Source organism: Methanobrevibacter sp. (genome assembly GCF_017468685.1).
Taxonomy (GTDB): Archaea; Methanobacteriota; Methanobacteria; order Methanobacteriales; family Methanobacteriaceae; genus Methanocatella.
Map to the genome: position 1 here is coordinate 1 of NZ_JAFUHT010000051.1, position 19289 is coordinate 19289.

Consider the following 19289-nt stretch of genomic DNA (forward strand, 5'->3'; position numbering starts at 1 on the left):
AGTAGTCACAGGAGTTACAACAACACTTTCAATCTCACTAGCATGCTTGTAAACAGTAAATACTGTGGAATTAGTTGCAGCAGTATAATAATCATTTTCAGCAACCTCAGCAGTAATAGTGTAATTACCAGCAACAGTACCATTAAATCTGTATTTTCCATCAGCACCTTTAACAACTTCAACACCATTCACTTTAACAACCAAAGTAGCATTACTATTAGTAGTAACAGTAAATGTCAAGTTATGATCAATTTCAATAACCTTATCAGCAGTGATATTAACCCAAGCAACAGTCTTGTTAACCACATGGAAGACATCACTTACAGCACTAGTAGCATTATACTTGTCATCACCAGGATAGTAAACTTTAGCGGTGTAGTCACCAACAGGCAAGGTTACATTCAATTGAGCGACATGATCTTTAATCGCAACAGTGTAATTATATCCATTGACTTCAATCATGACACTGCCAGTTTCGTTGTTAGCCATAGTCACAGTGATTGTGCTGTCTTTACCAACAACAACACTAGGAGTTACAACAACACTTGCAATTTCACTAGCATGTTTGTAAACAACAAATCCACTAGAATTAGTTGCAGCAGTGTAATAATCATTTTCAGCAACCTCAGCAGTAATAGTGTAATTACCAGCAACAGTTCCGTTGAAGCTGTATACTCCACCAACAGGAGTGACTTCAACACCATTCACCTTAACAACCAAAGTAGCATTACTATTAGTAGTAACAGTAAATGTCAAATTGTTGTCAATTTCAATAATCTTATCAGCAGTAATATTTACCCAAGCAACAGTCTTATTAATTACATGGAAAACATTGCTTGTGTTGGTTGATGCATTGTATTTGTCATCACCAAGGAAGTAAGCCTTAGCGGTGTAATCACCAGCAGGCAGAGTAACGTTCAATTTAGCAACACCATTGTTTAAAGCAACAGTGTAGTTGATTCCGTTCACTTCAATAATCACGTTTCCAGAAGTAACATTGACTGATGTTACTGTGATTGTTGTGTTTTTGCCCACTACAACACTTTCTGGATCTGCAACCACTATTAAGTCAGAACTGTCTTTGAAGATACGTAATGAAGTTGAGTTGATGTTTGAAGTGTAGTTTTGATCACCTTTGTAGAACACAACAACATTATGGTTTCCACTAGCTAAATCGGTTACATTCAATGTTACACTGTGGTTAACGATTGTTCTTTCAAACATTTGTCCGTCAACATATATTGTTACGTTTCCGGTTGCGTTTCCAGATACTGTAATGTTTATTGTAGCGTTATCGCCAACTTTTGCAGGGGTTGCATTTATAATAATAGTTGGAGTTGCCTGATCGATTATGAACTTGTCGCTGGATGACTTGTTGGTGTAGTTTTCATCACCAGGGTAGTATGCATTTACTTCATGCAATCCAGCGGAAAGGTTGTTTAATCTTAATTCTCCTACACCATCGGTTAGTTTAACAGTGTAGTTTACTCCATCGATTTCTAAGGTTACATTTTCTTTTGCATTTTCAGGTAATGTTACAGTGATTATTGTATCTTCACCATATTTGTGTGCTTCAACATCAATGTCAAGTGTCCAGTCATCGGTTGGCAGGACATGGAATATTGTTCCGTTCTTGTCTTTTGGAGCGTATCTTTCATTACCGTTGTAAGTTACGTTAACTTCATGTTGGCCAGCCTCTAATCCTGCAATATCAGTTAATGTTGCAATTCCGTTTGTAATATTAACTGTTCCTCTGTTGACACCGTCAATGTAGATTGTTACGTTTCCGGTTGCATCGCTTGGCAGTGTGACAATTACAGTTGCGTTTTCACCGTAAGTAATGTTGTTTGCAATTACTGTGATATTGTAATCTTCAATCGGTTTGACTGTGAAGTTTGCTTCAGCAGTGTTTACAGTGTAGTTGTCAGTGGATATACCATAGTAGGTTGCTCTTACAGTGTAGTTTCCTACTTTTAGGTTTTGAGGATATACTGCAGCTTGACCATTTGTTACAGTTTTGAAGTAGCTGTCTCCGCCAATGATTTCAATTACCACATAACCGGTTGCATTAGCTGGCACTTTAACAGTAATGTTACCGTCTTCGCCAACAGTTATGTTTTGAGCAGTTATGTTTATTGTTGGAGTTCTTTGACCTACGTTGAATTTAACCATTGTCCTGTTTGCGGTCAGGTTTCTGTCTCCATCATAGAATACCCAAATGACTTTGTGTCCGACTGTTAAATCAGAAGTGTTGAATCTTGCAATTCCATCTTTAATTTCTGCAGTGTGGTTTACACCGTCAATATTGATTGTCACGTTGCCGGTTGCGTTTGTAATAATTTCACCAGCAGCGTCTTTAATTGTAATATTTATGTATTCTGTATCCCAAACGGTGATGTCATGTACATCAACATCCAATTCAGTGCCGATTTGGAATACCTCAAAGTCAGTAGTGACTGTATCATCAGAATAGTTATCGTTGCCTGAGTAGATAACTTCAACAGGATAATTTCCGACAGCTAATCCTGCAACAGTTAAGTTGACTTTGCCTTCAGTTATTGTTAATGGCTCGCTTTCAGTTCCATTAACTTTTATAATTATAGTTCCTGTTACCCCATCAGGAACAGTTACTGTAATGTTAGCGCTTTCACCATAGTTGATATCTTCAACTGTGACGGTAAGTACAGGTGCTTGCCTATATACTGTGAAGTTAGTTTGAGCGGTGCATACTGAGTAGTTTCCATCACCATTATATGTTGCTTCAACAGTGTAGTTGCCAGCAGGCAATATTGTGCCCGGAAGAGTTACTTTGCCATCAACAATTTCCTGCTCTTCATATACAAAGATTGTGTCATTTACTTTAATTGTTACATTTCCAGTAACGCCGTCAGGTAAAATTACAGTAATTACAGTTTCATTTCCATAAGTTACATTGTCAACGTCAATTTCAATAGCTGGCTTGATTTTAGTTACATTGAATAATGTTGAATTTGTTGAATTGTAATATTTCTTATCTCCATTGAATATTACAGTTACGTTGTAAGTTCCAACAGCTAAATCAGAGACATTTACTTGTGCAGATCCTCCAACCAGTTCTACAAGGTATGGAGTGTCATTAATCAATACTTTTATAATTCCTTCAGCATCCTCCGGAAGAGTGATGTTGATGATTTCAGTGTCTTTGAATGTGATATTAGCTGTTTCTATTCCAATGGTTGAGTTGTATTTAGTTACATTGAATCTGTCTTGTGCCCATGAAGGTGCATATATTTCAGTACCTTCATATGTAGCAAACACATAATTTATGCCATCTTTTAACTCAGTTGCATTAAATTCGACGAAAGTTGAATTGTCTACAGTCTGCAGGGTTAACTCATGAGGTATACCATTAATGTAAAGAGTTATATTCCCTTCACCTTTAGGCAATATGGTTACCTTAATTGGAACTGTTTCGTTAATGTAGTATAATTTTTCAGAGTCAACGTCAAGCACTAAAACAGTTTGTGTTTTTTCAGTTACATTTGCCTCAGTTGAATTTGTAATATTATAATAATTGTTATCTCCATGATATGTTGCATTGACAGTGTAGTTTCCAATTGGTAAACCGTAAATAATGGTCATTCCTTGACCGTTACCGAGATATATTGTTGCTGTTCTGTCTTCAACTTGAATTGTCACATTTCCGGTTGCATCTGTAATGTTATACTCACCATCCATTACAGTCACATTTACCAGCAAGTTGTATCCTATACCGGTTACGTTAAGTAGCATTACTGGAGTTATTTTGGTTATTTCCAATATTGCGGTTGTATTTGATTTATCATATTTCACATTACCGTTATAAACAAAGGATAAAGTGTGATTGCCCACAGGCAAGTAAACTCCTTCAACCAATGTGGACATATTAATGGAACCTTTGGAATTATCTAAAGTAATATTTGCAATGAATGTATCTCCAATATATACAGATACGTTACCGGTAGCTCCCTGAGTCACATTTACATTTAGGGTTGAATTTGAGTGGTATGTAGTTTTGTTTGCAGATGCATTGACCTGTGAAGCAGATCTTGTAGTGGCTTTTATTATAGTATAATATGTATCATCATTGAGTTCTGATTCAACATACATTTCGTGATAATTAGTATCACTGATAATGTCAGACAGATTTAAGTAAACTTTACCGTCATTGTCTGTTAAAATATTTTGCTCAACTAACTTTCCATCACCGCCATATACTCTAACAGTTAGGTTTTGACCGCCTTCCGGAGTATCTTGAGCAGTTGTGGTTGGTACTCTGATTCTAGTTTCACCAGAGTTAATTTCACCAGTTTCATCCCAATAGGTTACATTGGTACAATATAATATACATCCTCCATTGAGATAGATTGCATTTAAGTATTTGTCTTTACCTTTGAATAGCACTACGATTTTTCCAGTATCCTCATCAAAACTAATGTCGAGTGAACTTGAATTAGCTTGATTTTCCATCACATAAACATCAATTAAGGTAAGGTCCTTATTAGCCCAAATTGCTGAACCGGCAAATGCCTTATTACCAGTCATTGTGACATTTTGGACTGTAGAGGTAGTTGTAATATAAATAGCTCCGCCTCTTTCAAGTGCGGTGTTATTTATAAATTTCATGTTCTGAATCTTAATGTTTGCCTTATTCCAATACAACCCTCCACCATATGTAGCAGTGTTATTAATGAATGTTATATTATTATAAGTCATATCAGCGATAGTGTATAATCCACCACCATTGTCAGATGCAGTGCTGTTGGCAATTGTTGTGTTGTATATGTAGAATAGCTTATTAGCCCAGATACTTCCACCGTTACCGTTGGTAGCCTTATTGTTATCAAAAGTACAATTAATGAATTGTATATTTGTTCTAGTCTCTAAAACAGTGACTGCACCACCTTGATTTGCAGTGTTATTCCTGAAAGTTACGTTTTGGAATACTGCAAAGTCGCATTGTTTAACTTGAACCGCTCCACCACCGTTGGAATTCTGACCGATAGCTTGAGCGACATTATTCTCAAATGTGGTATTTACAATAAAAATTTCGCGTCCATTAGTATTAGACTGAATATATAATGCGCCGGCTTCTTTTTCAGAATAACAATTTATGAATTTGGAATTACTGATAGTGTATGGATCATCGACTCTCATATAGATTGCTCCACCTTGAATCCAAACATCACCAGTATTAGTTGTGGTAATATAGTCTCCATCAAAAATACAATTATCAATTAATGCATAATGACATTTATCCCATAGAATAGCCCCACCATCTGCTTTAGTTGATGATTGAACGGAGTTATTGATAAATTGAGAATCTTTAATAGTGCCGTAATATCCTCCTTCAGACCAATAGATAGCACCTCCACCTTTGGTGTTTGAATTGGAGTTTGCATAAGCAACATTTTCTAAGAATATACAACCGATTATGGTGTTGTTTACTGAATTTTTTCCACCAAACCAGTACATAGCTCCTCCGTCACCTCTAGCTTCATTGCTTGTGAAACTGGAGTAGTATATATTTGAATATGAACCTGTGGAATACAGCGCACCACCATCAACATAGGCGTAACCATCTCTTACAGAAGAGTTAGATACATTACAATAATTACCTTCCAGGTAAAGTGCTCCACCCTGATAAGCACGGGAGTCTTCAAATTCTGAACCGATAATATTAGCATAATTTCCTTTAATGTATATGGCACCACCTAAATTATTAGTTTCATAGCTATCTCCAGTTATTGCAAAAGTATTATTTATAGTGGAGTTTATAACAGAGGCATTTACACCATCAACGTAAATTGCTCCACCTTTTCTTGCAGAAGAATTATAGATAGTCGAATTTATAACTCTAACATCATGACCAATAATATAAATTGTTCCACCATCAGAGCTTCTAGCTACTGAATTATTAAAGTTACATCCAACAAGGTCCACATCATGTCCTGTGATGAATACTGTACCTCCAACATTTTCACCGTTATTATTTTCTGTGTAACTATCAGTGAAATTGGAATCAGATATTTTTGTATAGTTTCCGATTATGGAGATTGTACCTCCTTTGGAAGTATGGGAATCAGCACTAATGCCCTTATTATTTACAAAGACACATCCGGCAAGAGTACCGTTATTACCTTCCCAGTTTACTGCTCCACCATCATCGGCTGCAGTGTTGTTAATGAATGTGGAATTATAAATTTCAGTTAAGAAACCTGTGATATATATTGCGCCACCATCTTCATATGCATATCCGTTGGTGAAATTAGAACCAACGATAGTGGCATCGTTTCCACTTATGTAAATAGCTCCGCCTAAATTAGCGGAGGAATTATCAAAAGTGGAATTATAAATCTTAGTACTGTTACCAATAATATAAATAGTTCCTCCGTTATTGGATTCTGATTTGGAGTTGTTGAAGTTGGATCCTACAATATCCACATTATTTCCTGTGATGAATATTGTACCTCCTTCATTGTTGGTGTAACTGTCAGTAAAATTAGAATTGTATATATCGTTATTGTCACCGTTGATGGATATTGCACCTCCTTTGGAAGTGTGACCATCTTGGCTTAAACCGCTATTGTTTGAAAAGACACATCCTTCAATGAGACCATCATTACCAACCCAATTTATAGCTCCACCATCATCACCCGCTGTGTTGTTAGTGAAAGTGGAATTGTAAATTTCAGTTAAGTTACCAGTAATATAGATTACACCACCGTCCTCATATGCATAGCTGTTTTTGAAATTGGAGCCAATTATAGTAGCATCATTTCCACTTATGTAAATAGAACCTCCCAAATTAGATGAAGAATTATCAAAAGCGGAATTATAAATCTTAGTACTGTTACCAATAATATAAATTACTCCACCCTCTGATGTATTGTCCACACTGGAATTAATGAATCGTGAATCGGAAACAGTTACATTATTTCCGGTAATGAATATAGCGCCTCCAGTACATTTAGCATAACTGTTAGTGAAGTTAGATTGGGTTACATTAATGTCTGAACCGACAAGACAGATTGCACCACCTTTGGAATTACCGTTGGCACTTATACCTCTGCTGTTTTCAAAAGTGGAATTGGCGAGAATACCGACATTACCTGTCCAGAATATTACCCCACCGTCATCGCCTGCAATGTTGTCAGTGAAAGTGGAGTTATATAACTTAGTGTTGTTACCGTTGATGAATATTACACCGGCGTCTTCATATGCATAATTGTCACTGGCATTGATTCTGTTCATGAAACCGTTGTTTCCTTGCCAGTAGATAGCACCACCCATACCCCGGGTAGCGTCAGGATTACCTTCATGACCTTTGGCTGTTGCATTGTTGTTTTTAAATGTTACATTGTCCATGGTACCGTTTAGACCATGCCAGTAAACAGCACCACCATTTTTGTTTGCAGTGTTATTGTCAAATATTAAATTGAGCAACTTACCGAAACGAGCTCCTTCATACCAGTCTACAGCACCACCATTGCCGTCAGCGAAGTTATTTGTAAAGTTAGATAAATCAATTGTAAGGTTAGCGCATAAACCTTCGGTACTTCCTTGCATGAATATAGCCCCACCGTTAACTTTAGCCTTGTTTTCATCAAAAGTGGAATTATATATGTAACCTTCAGCACCAGTCCACATAATAGCACCACCATGACCACCATAAGTCATAACACCATATGAATTATTGTACAATACATTACCTAAAGCGGAGTTGTTGGTGAATGTGGAATTTATAATATCACCATAAGTACCAAACCAGAATACAGCACCACCTGACCTGTTAGCGATGTTATTGGTAAATTCGGAATTTGTAATGTTTCCATCATAAGCACCTTTATAGAAGTCAACAGCCCCACCGTTCACACCAGCAAAGTTAGCATCAAAACTACAATCATCAATGAGAATATTAGCACAGTCTCCCTCAGTACTGCCCTGCAAGAATATAGCTCCACCATTAACCTTAGCCTTGTTATCATTGAAAGTGGAATTATATATGTAACCTTCAGCACCAGTCCACATCACAGCACCACCATGACCACCAGGGGTTATCCTACCATAAGAGTCAGTAGCATTAACATTACCTAAAGCACGGTTATTCTCAAATGTGGAATTTGCAATAGTACCATTATGACCGAACCAGTATACAGCACCACCAGACCTCTCAGCAGTGTTGTTGACGAAATAGGAATTTGAAAGTGTTGAGTCTTGTGCACCTTCATACCAATCTAGAGCACCACCATTGATACCCGCATAATTTTCAACAAATCTGCTGCCGTCAACAGTAATATTACTACAATCACCCTCGGTACTACCTTGCATGTATATAGCACCACCATTACGTGAAGCATTATTCAAAGTAAAGTTACTGTTTAAAACCTTACCATTAGCACCAGTCCACATAATAGCACCACCATGACCACCAGGAGTTATCCTACCATAAGAGTCAGTAGCATTAACATTACCTAAAGCACGGTTATTCTCAAATGTGGAATTTGCAATAGTACCATCATTACCAAACCAGTATACAGCACCACCAGACCTCTCAGCAGTATTGTTAATAAATACAGAATTATAGAGATTCGCATCATGAGCACCTTCATACCAATCTAGTGCACCACCATTAACACCAGCATAGTTCTCAATAAACAAACCACCATCAACAGTAATATTACTACAATCTTCATTAGAACCAGCTTGCATGAATATAGCACCACCATTACGTGAAGCATTATTCAATCTAAAGGTAGTGTTTATAATATCCCCTTCAGCACCTTTCCATACAATAGCACCACCATTACCACCAAGGATAATAGAACCATCTGGTCCAGTTCCATTAACAGTACCTAATGCCTTATTGTTGGTAAAGTTGGAATGTAGTATTGTACCATTATGACCACTCCAGTATACAGCACCACCTGTACTACTTGCAGTATTGTTGGTGAAATCACAATAAGTTACAACACCATCATGAGCACCTTCTTGCCAATCAACAGCACCACCATTCAAACCAGCATTATTGTTAGTGAATATGGAATGACTTAATGTAGTATTAGTACAGTTTTCTGTAGAGTTACCATGTAGGAATATAGCTCCACCACGGTTTTGAGCAACGTTATCAGTAAATATACAATTGTCGATAGTACCATTACTACCTACCCATAGTACAGCACCACCGTCTCCACCACCAACGATACCACCGATTTCACCAGTCACTTCACCGGTAGCAATATTGTTAGTGAAATTAGAATCTCTTATAGTACCATAGTGACCACTCCAGTGTACAGCACCACCTGAACGTTTAGCGGTATTGTCTGTGAAAGTGGAACCGATAATCTGACCTTTTGATGAACCGGCATACCAATCTATAGCACCACCATTTCCTCCAGCGACATTGCCTTCAAAGTTACAGTTGGTAATTGTATCTCCTTCACCGGATCCTAGGTATACCGCACCACCATGGCCACTAGCAGTGTTGTTTATGAAATTACAATCGGAAATTATTAATGTACCCTCAGAATTTATAGACCCTCCGTTTCCATCAGCATTGGCATTAATAAATGTAATTCCTGTCAGTATTACACTGTGACTGCTGTGTATATTAAATATTCTAGCCTGCTGGCTACCATCGATAACTATGTTTCCGATACCAGTTATACGGTTAACTGTATCTGGAACAGAAATACCGTTGACTAAACCAGTATCTATAGTATTATTAAAAGTATAATTTTTAGTTAATACTATGTCCCCTCCAAGGCTCAAATCATTCTGCAAGTCTGAAAATGTTCCTGCATCACTTCCATCCTGCAGCTGATTATCTGTGTTAGGAAGTGAATATGCAGAGACATTACTTTCTGTTGTTAAAACAACTTGATCTGTTGAATTTCCATCACTTGCTGCCGCAACGGCCTGCAGTGAGAAAAGACAACATATTATTAAACATATAATTAATATCTCTTTTCTTAACATAATACACCCCCTCCCATATTCTTTACATGATTTTTCATCATATAGGGAGAGTCTATCGTGATATATATATTGATATTTACTAATATATAAACTTTAACAAATGGATTTTTAAAAAAATTTAGAATTTTTACATTATAAGATAATAAATACTGGAATATTAATATAAATATAACTATAAAATTAAAAATTGATTAATTAGTATATTCAATGAATAAACAAAAAAAATTATAATAATAGAAAAATAATTCGAAAATTAAAAAAAAGAAGTGAATAAAGCAATCTATTTGATTACTTTACTTTTGATGATTTCCACTCTTTTGAGAGGGTAAATCTTTTTAGCGTTGTGGTAAATTTCAGATGCTAATTTACCGTTTACGCAAACGGTTACTAAATCATCGAATGATCTTTCAGCTGCTGCATTGATGAGCAATTCTTCAATGGTTTTTCTCATGTATCTTTGTTGGGAAGATTTTGCTCTTCTGGTGGTTACAGCTAAAACTTGTAATTTTAATTTGCGGTCATCTTTGGTTTTTACTATTGCGGAAGCATCGATTCTGGAAGTTCCTCTTCTAATCATGCTTCTTACATAATCGGTAGTGGTCTTGTGACCTGTGAATTTGGTGTTTGCAACGGTTCCTGCAACGTTGTCAATTTCAAACCTGAGTTTGATGTATTGTTTTGAGAAGTCACCGGTTAATTCCCTCATGGTTACTTCTACTCCTCTACCGATGAGAAGATCTGCATCTTTTGCTGGGGTTTCCCCAATTTCTTTGTCTTCAAAGTTCACTGGTGTTTTGATAGTATACCAGGATTTTTCTTTCCATGTATCACGTACTCTACGTCTTGCTTTTGCTTTTGCCATTATATCAACCTTATAAATTTTAATATATTATATATAGTAATTTAGCGTTTTCGCCATTAAATTTTAAAAATGTCTTAAAATATGTGCTTTATCAAACAGCACACTAAATAAACTGTAAAAATGATTTTAAATAAGTATAGATTTACAATCGTTTATTTAAAAATTGTGAGTTATTCTCACGTTATTTTAAGAAAATATTTGTAATTAAGTTTTAATTTTAAAAACCCGCCCATAAAGGTTATTATTAGTTATTTTATTCATGATATATAAAGATTGTTGATATTGTAGAAAATTGTTGAAATTTTTTGATTAAAAAAAATAATAAAATTTTTTTCAATATCCAATAGAAAAAGAAAAATGGGATTTATGATGGCGAAATCCAATATCAGGCCATATAAATTGCCCTTTGATATAAGTTACAATATAATGAAAAATCATCTACATTATATTTTTGCTCATGAATTCCACATGATCAACGTATCTTTTGAGAACCTCATCGACAGGTCCCTCATCCATTACAAGTTTGATGTTTGCATCTTCGGCCTTGATTTTTGATTTGAATCCGTATTGAACTGCAATCAATACATCACAATCACCGCAGGTTTTAATTACTTTTCCACCCTGATGTTTTGCATCTTCTGCAATTTCAACTTTCCTTTCCTCTACAAATGTCAATTCACCGTCATAATCATAGACAAAAACATTCCTTCCCTTTCCAAGATGCAAGTCCACATTTTTTCCATCGGAAGACACTACAGCCAAACGCATTAAAATTCCTCCATTTTAATTATACTTCAGCACCGTCCAATGCATGGTTGCATGCACAGTCTGCGCCGTCATCAACATTTTTTATGAAATTATATATAAGCTCAAGCAGGTCGGCTTCCCTTTCGCTGACCATTTCAAAGACCTCATCGATTGTAAGCTCACCATCTGAAATTCCGGAGGCGTAGTTGGATACGATGCATATTGAATTGTAGCATATTTCCCTTTCACGTGCCAGAGTGACCTCAGGAACTCCGGTCATCCCAACAAGGTCTCCGCCAAGCATCTTGAACATCTTTATCTCAGCGGGAGTCTCGAATCTTGGCCCTTCAGTGCAGACATAGGTTCCCCCTAGAATCACATCCCCTGACTTGTCCAAAACATCACGAAGAGACGGGCAGTATGCCTCGCTAACATCCACATGTACAACCTTATCCTCATAGAAGGTCTTTACCCTATCCTGTGAGAAATCTAAAAAATCATCGGGAATGACAAATGAACCTGGAGGCATTTCCGTATTCATTGAGCCGACGGAGTTGGTTGCGATTATTTTTGTGACACCAACGTTTTTTAAAGCATCAATATTGGCTCGATAGTTAATTTTATGTGGTGGAATGGAATGTCCTGAAGCATGGCGAGGAATGAACGCCACTTCCTTTCCACAGATGTCTAGAATTGACACTTCAACTTCACCATATTCTGTTTTGACCAGTTTATCTGTGGAGGAATCAGCCTTTTGGGTGATTTCATATACTCCGCTGCCGCCGATTATACCAATCATGCAATCATCCTTTACAAACTGATAGAGGTCTGACTTTTGCAACAAGTTTTGCAATGCCTGTGCTGTCGGATACGCGAACAACACTGTCCACATCCTTATAGGCACCGGGTGCTTCCTCTTCAATCACATGTTTGCTTGTGGCCTTGATTCTGATACCGTTTGATTCCATGTCGCTGGTGATTTCATCAGCATCAAAGTCCTTTTTGGCCTTTGACCTTGACAGGATTCTTCCGGCACCGTGTGCGGTTGAACCGAAAGTCTCTTCCATTGCCTTTTCGGTACCGTGCAATACATATGAGGCGGTTCCCATAGTACCAGGGATTAAAACAGGCTGTCCGATATGCCTGTATTTTTCAGGAACCTCCTCACATCCAGGACCGAATGCCCTTGTTGCACCTTTACGGTGAACGAGAACCTCTTCCTCACGGTTGTAGACCTTATGGGTTTCCATTTTGGCAATATTGTGAGCCACATCATAGACAATGTCCATTTCCATGTCTTTTGCGGATTTTCCTAAAACATCCTCAAAGGTTTCCCTTATCCAATGTGTCATCATTTGCCTGTTTGCCCATGCGTAATTGGCTGCAGCAGCCATTGCCTGAATATAATCCTGAGCTTCTTTTGAATCCAAAGGAGCGCATGCCAATTGTCTGTCATCAATGTTGATTTTGTATTTCTTATATGCCTTGTCCATGATTCTCAAGTAATCGGAACAGATTTGGTGTCCGCATCCACGAGATCCTGAATGAATCATGATGACAATCATACCCTTTTCAAGTCCGAAGGCTTCTGCTGCATCCTCATTATATATTTCATCAACAACTTGAACTTCAAGGAAGTGATTTCCGGAACCTAATGAGCCCAGTTGAGGGATTCCTCTTTTTTTAGCCTTATCTGAAACGATGCTTGAATCTGCATCGATCATTCTTCCGTTTTCCTCTAAAACTTCAAGGTCCTCTTCCCAGCCATATCCGTTTTTAACGGCCCATTCAGCACCGTAATCAAGTACGTCATTGATTTCATCCTCTCCAAGTCTGATTTTACCTTTGCTTCCAACACCAGAAGGTATATTTTCAAAAAGCTTTTCTGTAAGCTCATCCAATTTGTCCTCGACATCTTCAAGAGTTAAATTGGATTTGATTAGTCTGACTCCACAGTTGATGTCAAAACCAACTCCCCCAGGAGATACAATACCATTTCTTAAGCTGAATGCTGCAACTCCACCGATTGGAAAACCGTATCCGAAATGGATATCCGGCAGGCCAATGGAGTACCTTTGAACACCAGGAAGGCATGCAACATTGACAATCTGTTCGATTGCACCTTCCTCCAAATCATCAAAGTACTCGTCAGCTATATAAAACCTTCCAGAAGCCCTCATGGATTTATTGTAGGATCCCGGAATTTCATAAACGTTATCACTAACTTTTTTAATTTCATCTTTAATGCTCATAGTATCACAAAAATATTATAATTTAATGTTTATTTATAGTATTTAAATAAAGTTTTGGTAAAAAAAATGTTTTTTAAATTATTTGAAAAATAATTTAATGAATTAAAAATTAATTATTTCCTAAACAATGCAGAAACCCCTGCAATCAACAGAAATATTGCACCCAACACATTAATGTAATCTGACCCGACAATGACAAACATTGTTGCAAGTACAAATCCTACACCAGCAATTTCTGAATTTTTTGAAACGTAATATGTTGAAGCCAAACCTAAAACTGATGCAATAATTGCAACAAGCCCTAAAAAAGGAGTGTGTGTCTGACCGACATGTTCTAGAAATATTAGAAATGATCCGGAAAATATTCCGATAACAGAACCTATAATTCCCATTATCATTTCGAATGTTCTTGAGATGGTTTTAGTTCTTTTCATGCTTAATATTATGTCATATAATATTATTTAAAATTTTACAAATCAACTATCGCCTGAAGTTCTACATGGTCAGTTTTGTTAACTTCCATCTTATGGAATGTTATTGCCTTTATTTCAGTTTTTCTTTCATGCTTATCCCAATTAATCTCTTCACCCTTTATTTCAGCCTTAAGATGAAGATTTTCATCGATTTTAACATGAAATTCGCTGAAAAGCATGAATTCAGTTTCATGATAAAACAGAAGTTCCTCCAAATAGTCATATAAAAGTGATACATCGTCTTCTGAATCTATTTCAAATTCTATTGTATTTACTGCATCAATTTCTGAAGTATCAGAAATAATATTAAAAATTGCCAAACTTGCATTTTCAAAAGCTTCATTCCTATCTTTTCCATAAGCTTTAAGTCCAATGTCAGCAGTTGCTTCAAAATATTCATACCTTTTCATGACGCTTACCCCAAATATTACTTTTCAAATGCTCTCACTCTTTGCTTATATATGTACTTTTTACAACTTTAATATAGTGATTAAAATGTTAGGCAATAATGACACCACAATTCAAGTAGATTTAAGAAAAAGAAGTTCAATGAAAGACGAAATAATGTACAGTAATTTAGATGTTCAATCTTGCATGGTAGTGCTTGTAGTAATAGCAGCATTACTTTTCTCTGTTATTTCTGTTGTAGCAGCTCAAGCTCCAATTATTTAAATTTGAGCTTAAAAACAATGCCAAACCCTTTAGTTGCACATTAGACTATGAGCTTACCATGCAAATACTCTAATGTTAACAGAAACTAATTTCCCTTAAATACAGGAAAACGATTAAATGGCATAATCATCGGGGTTAAAACGCAATATAATTTCTCTTGATTTTCCTCTAACCCCTTTTCCTGTAAATTTTGTATCAATCAATCTTACGAATTCCAGTTTATCCAATGCACGATTAAATGATGCATAGCTGGAACCTGTTTTTTGTTTAAACAATTCAGACAATTCACCAGCAGTATATATGCCTTCATAATCTGAAATCATCCTTAAAATTGTTCGTTCATTATCATTTAAAGATTTTAATGTTTCGAAAACATTGACGGATACCAGAGATTCCATTGCTTTGTCAAAGTGTTCCTGAGTGATTTGGCGGCTTGCATCCGCTTCTGCAATGTTACCGCATGATCTTAAAAGATTAATGCCCACTCTCAAATCACCGTTTTCTTCAGTGTACATTGCAATTTGCTCCAATATATCATCAGGCAAGACATTAGGGAAAAATCCTGCTTTTGCACGGTCACGTAAGATATCTTCAAGTTCAGAATAAGTATATAATGGGAATGTTATTTCTTGAGGAATAAATACAGTATTTACATTTTTATCAAAGGCATATTTAAATTCCAGATCTGACAATATGGCAAAAATTGATGTTTTTACACCAGGATATTCCTCATATGCTCTTAATAAATCATAAACAACTTTATCAGCATTTTTTGATTGGAACAGATAGTTAATATCATCCAGTGCCACAACCAGTGACCTTTCCTTTTTTTGAAGGTCTTTCATAATCTGGTCATAGATTCTTGAAAAAGGAACTCCAGTTTCAGGAGGAATGTGTCCGAAAAGCTTTTTGTAAATTTGTGAAAATATTCCAAAACGTGTAGTGTGCAATTGACAGTTGATATATACGCATACTACCTTATCTGAAGTTTTTTCAACCAGTTCGAATACTTTCCTTATTGATGTGGACTTTCCTGTTGCCGGTGAGCCTAAAACAATTGCGTTTGACGGTTGTCCTCCTCTTAAAGCAGGCCTTATTGACATTGCCATTGCTTCCATTTGTGTGTCCCTGTAATTGAAGTTTTGAGGAAAGTAATCCGGATCAAAAGCATTAATGTTTTGAAAAAGACTTTCATCAGCCATTAAAATATCTTCTATTCCCATATTATCATATTATTATTTCTTATTATAAAACGATTTTTATTCACATAAATTGATAATATCGACATTTTCATTGTCAATTATCCATTGTGTGAACTTCTCGGCATATCCTAACTTTTTCTTTTTAAAGTCATCTGCCTTTGCAGTGTCAGTTTTGATATTTGGCCTTGAGTATCTGGTTACGATTTCACCGAAATCCATACCTGCAAGTGTTATTTCAACTGCCCCTAATGCTACAGATAGAAATAGCGCCCTGTCACCATCGGTGAATCCTCCGAAATTATAGAGGTTTCCAACAGGCTGTGATTGAGTAGTTCCCAATATGCTTGTAAAGAATGGTGTCAGCCTTGCAATCTTATCTATATTGTCACCATGCGCATGTATCGCTACATTTGCTCCTCTCAAGTTTGCCAAAAGAATATCATCAAGGTTTCCATCCAAATCTGTAGCAATTATGTCCGGTGCGATTTTTTCTTCTATTAAAGCGGTTGTTGCACCATCTGCTGCAACAAGAATGTAGTCTTTTAAATCATAATCCTCTTTTAGGAGTTTTATATGTTCCTTTAAGGATGGGCCTGCACCAAATACTATAAATTTATCTGAAAAATCAACAAATCCTTTTAAATCATCTAATGTGAGACATCCTTCTGTTGACAGTATTTCATCCAGTAATTTTGCAGACTCTTCATCGTTTTGGCGTGAAAATCCAAAATCTTCAAGAATTTCTGTATAATATTTTTCCCAAAGTCCAAATTCCATATTTAAACCTCACTATAATTATATTAGGTCATTTTTAATTAAATAATTTATTATTAGATATTTAATTAAAAATGGATTTATACTTCTTAAATTACAAATAAAAAGTAATAATATTAATTTAACATGAATACATTTATATACTCTGTAATTTAAACCAATAAGTATAGATAAATTGATATTAGGAGGTCGATAAAATTATTTACACTTTAAAAGATGTATTGGACATATTGGAGAATATTAAAAGGAATCCAGCCGGTATAAAATACCAAAATCATGTTTAAGCCACGCACAAGAGATAAACATTGACATTAACAAAATAACTCAAACATTATGTGAAGATATACCAGTAAGCATTGAAAAAACATTTAAAAATCATCAAAATTTGAATTAAAATATAATTACAAACATTTTATGGATTTAAGTATAAATCTAGAAATATTAAATGAAAATGAAGTAGAAATTACAAATATTAATGAAATTAAAAAAGTAGACACCGAATACACCTACGATTCAAGATTAGACATCATTAGAATTGAAGTCAAAGAAAAATACAAATCTAAAGAATCCATAGAATTAGAATCTGGCATTTATCTTGATTTTGATGAAAATTATTTCCCTGTCAATCTTGAAATAAATGATGCATCTAAAAGAATTGAAGTCGATGAAAAATTTTTAACCAAACCCTCAGGCAATGTAAAAATAGTTATAGATAAAGAATCAATATACGTTGAAGTTACATTTAAAAATAACAATAGATATGAATTTTTAAATCTGGATACAATTGGTGAAGACTACCTTCCAAATATTAAAACTGATTTTGCAATTGTTTAGAAGTCATCACTTCTAAACTAATTTTTATTGACCACATTCACCGCAGAACCTGTCAGACGTTCATACAGGTTGTTGATTTGCCTTAAAGTGAATCCGACCAAAAATGCAGAAATTATTGTTCCAATATTTACTGCTCCCAAAATGTTTGTATACCACAATCCGCACATTATAAGAGATATTATGACCATTGTTGCATCAAAACCTATTTTGATTGTGGAAAATCTCCAGTTGGTAACGATTGCAACTGATTCAACACATCCTTCACCTGGAAGCGGAGCAATGTTTGCAGGCATGTAGACGAATATGCCGAAAGCTGTAAGGAATATGCTTATAAATAAAAATACAATCATCATGATTACAGATCCGTCAAACGGAATGAATGAAACAATATATAATGCCAAATCGGTGAAATATCCGAAAAGCACACAGTTGATTAGCTGCAACAGCCTTCTTTTGTGAAATCTTGACCTTAAAATAAGAAACTGTATCAATATTAACGCAGCATTGAATATGAAAGTTGTTATTCCTATGTTAATATTAGTTATTAATGCCAGAGAATAGGAAATTGAACTGATCGGTGTTGTTCCAAGGGTGGAAACGATTGAAAATGCCACTCCAAGGGACATTATAAACAGACCGATTACAAATAAGCAAATCCTTTTTATCATATTATATAATATATATTACATCTTTTTTAAATCTACATCATGACCTGTAAAATGGCCATAGATTTTGTGAATATATTTGACGGTTGTTCCGATAAAGAGCGCACCGAGAATTGTTCCAATCCCAACACTTCCAAATTCTCCTAAAAATCCATAACTTAATATTAATGCTGTTGCAACCACAGTTATATCAAAATAGACCTTGATTTTTGGAAATGGCTTGTCCAGCACAATCGCTATTGCCTGTGTGACTCCCTCAACAGATAACGGAATGATGTTTGTCGGCACATAAAAGAACAGTCCAAGAGCTATGAAAAATATTGACAATACTGTCATTATTAATGCTATTAAAAAATTATCTGCAGAGGGTATGAAACCAAGTAATGCCACAGAAAAGCTTGTGAATGCTCCAAAAAGCACCCCGACAAATACCTGCAGGAAGTGTTTTTTCTTGAAATCTCTTCTTAAAAGCAGCAATTCGATTAAAACCAGAAATGCATGAAATATGAATGTTGCAACACCTATTTCTATTGCCCAAATCAGGTTCATTGCATATGGAATTGAACTAACCGGTGCTGAGCCCAAACCGGACTTTATTGAAAATGCCACCCCAAGGGTTATCAGGTAAAGGCCAAAAACATAGTTGAATACTCTTTTAATTGTTAGTTCTTCTCCACTGAATTGCATACAATAATATATGTTTTAAAAGTATTTAAACAATATGTATAAAATATCTTATCAAATTAAACAGTGCACTAAAATGTACATTATAAAATAGTGAAAATGTGAATAAATACCCCATTAAAAATATT

At 35.6% G+C, this 19289-nt stretch carries 13 protein-coding genes; 2 read left to right on the forward strand and 11 right to left on the reverse strand.

Annotated elements, in window-relative coordinates:
- The 7 genes from IJ258_RS06840 to IJ258_RS06870 form a co-directional block, all read right to left on the reverse strand.
- Window positions 1-9996: Ig-like domain repeat protein (locus IJ258_RS06840; protein ID WP_292804847.1), on the reverse strand; the 9996-nt coding region annotated here is incomplete at its 3' end.
- 280 nt (window positions 9997-10276) lie between these two features.
- Entirely contained in the window at window positions 10277-10858 is a 582-nt protein-coding gene (locus tag IJ258_RS06845; protein WP_292804850.1) for a 30S ribosomal protein S3ae, read from the reverse strand.
- Window positions 10859-11296: 438 nt separating this feature from the next.
- Entirely contained in the window at window positions 11297-11626 is a 330-nt protein-coding gene (locus IJ258_RS06850; RefSeq protein WP_292804853.1) for a NifB/NifX family molybdenum-iron cluster-binding protein, read from the reverse strand.
- A 19-nt stretch (window positions 11627-11645) separates the two neighbouring features.
- Entirely contained in the window at window positions 11646-12404 is a 759-nt protein-coding gene (gene mtnP, locus IJ258_RS06855; protein ID WP_292805006.1) for an S-methyl-5'-thioadenosine phosphorylase, read from the reverse strand.
- A gap of 4 nt (window positions 12405-12408) precedes the next feature.
- Window positions 12409-13857 (reverse strand): RtcB family protein, encoded by a 1449-nt coding sequence (locus IJ258_RS06860; RefSeq protein WP_292804856.1) that lies wholly within the window; start codon window positions 13855-13857, stop codon window positions 12409-12411.
- A 113-nt stretch (window positions 13858-13970) separates the two neighbouring features.
- Window positions 13971-14291: a hypothetical protein gene (locus IJ258_RS06865; RefSeq protein ID WP_292804859.1), complete on the reverse strand. Its 321-nt coding sequence runs from the start codon at window positions 14289-14291 to the stop codon at window positions 13971-13973.
- 35 nt (window positions 14292-14326) lie between these two features.
- Complete coding sequence (locus tag IJ258_RS06870; protein ID WP_292804862.1) at window positions 14327-14740, reverse strand: archease; 414 nt, start codon at window positions 14738-14740, stop codon at window positions 14327-14329.
- Window positions 14741-14825: 85 nt separating this feature from the next.
- Between IJ258_RS06870 and IJ258_RS06875 the strand changes: the two genes are divergently transcribed.
- The gene (locus IJ258_RS06875) at window positions 14826-15002 is read left to right on the forward strand and encodes a hypothetical protein (RefSeq protein ID WP_292804865.1); all 177 of its coding nucleotides are present in this window, start codon (window positions 14826-14828) and stop codon (window positions 15000-15002) included.
- Between the two features lie 113 nt (window positions 15003-15115).
- Here IJ258_RS06875 and IJ258_RS06880 read toward each other — a convergent pair whose 3' ends face one another.
- Complete coding sequence (locus tag IJ258_RS06880) at window positions 15116-16225, reverse strand: ORC1-type DNA replication protein (RefSeq protein WP_292804868.1); 1110 nt, start codon at window positions 16223-16225, stop codon at window positions 15116-15118.
- A gap of 36 nt (window positions 16226-16261) precedes the next feature.
- On the reverse strand, window positions 16262-16981 hold the full coding sequence (locus IJ258_RS06885; RefSeq protein WP_292804873.1) for a 6-hydroxymethylpterin diphosphokinase MptE-like protein: 720 nt from the start codon (window positions 16979-16981) through the stop codon (window positions 16262-16264).
- Window positions 16982-17392: 411 nt separating this feature from the next.
- Here IJ258_RS06885 and IJ258_RS06890 point away from each other — a divergent pair, with 411 nt between their 5' ends.
- Window positions 17393-17812: a DUF2283 domain-containing protein gene (locus tag IJ258_RS06890; protein ID WP_292804876.1), complete on the forward strand. Its 420-nt coding sequence runs from the start codon at window positions 17393-17395 to the stop codon at window positions 17810-17812.
- A 17-nt stretch (window positions 17813-17829) separates the two neighbouring features.
- Here IJ258_RS06890 and IJ258_RS06895 read toward each other — a convergent pair whose 3' ends face one another.
- Both IJ258_RS06895 and IJ258_RS06900 read right to left on the reverse strand, forming a co-directional pair.
- Window positions 17830-18480, reverse strand: coding sequence for a YitT family protein (locus IJ258_RS06895; protein WP_292804879.1), 651 nt, complete (start codon window positions 18478-18480; stop codon window positions 17830-17832).
- Window positions 18481-18495: 15 nt separating this feature from the next.
- Complete coding sequence (locus tag IJ258_RS06900; protein ID WP_292804882.1) at window positions 18496-19164, reverse strand: YitT family protein; 669 nt, start codon at window positions 19162-19164, stop codon at window positions 18496-18498.
- Window positions 19165-19289: the final 125 nt, after the last annotated feature.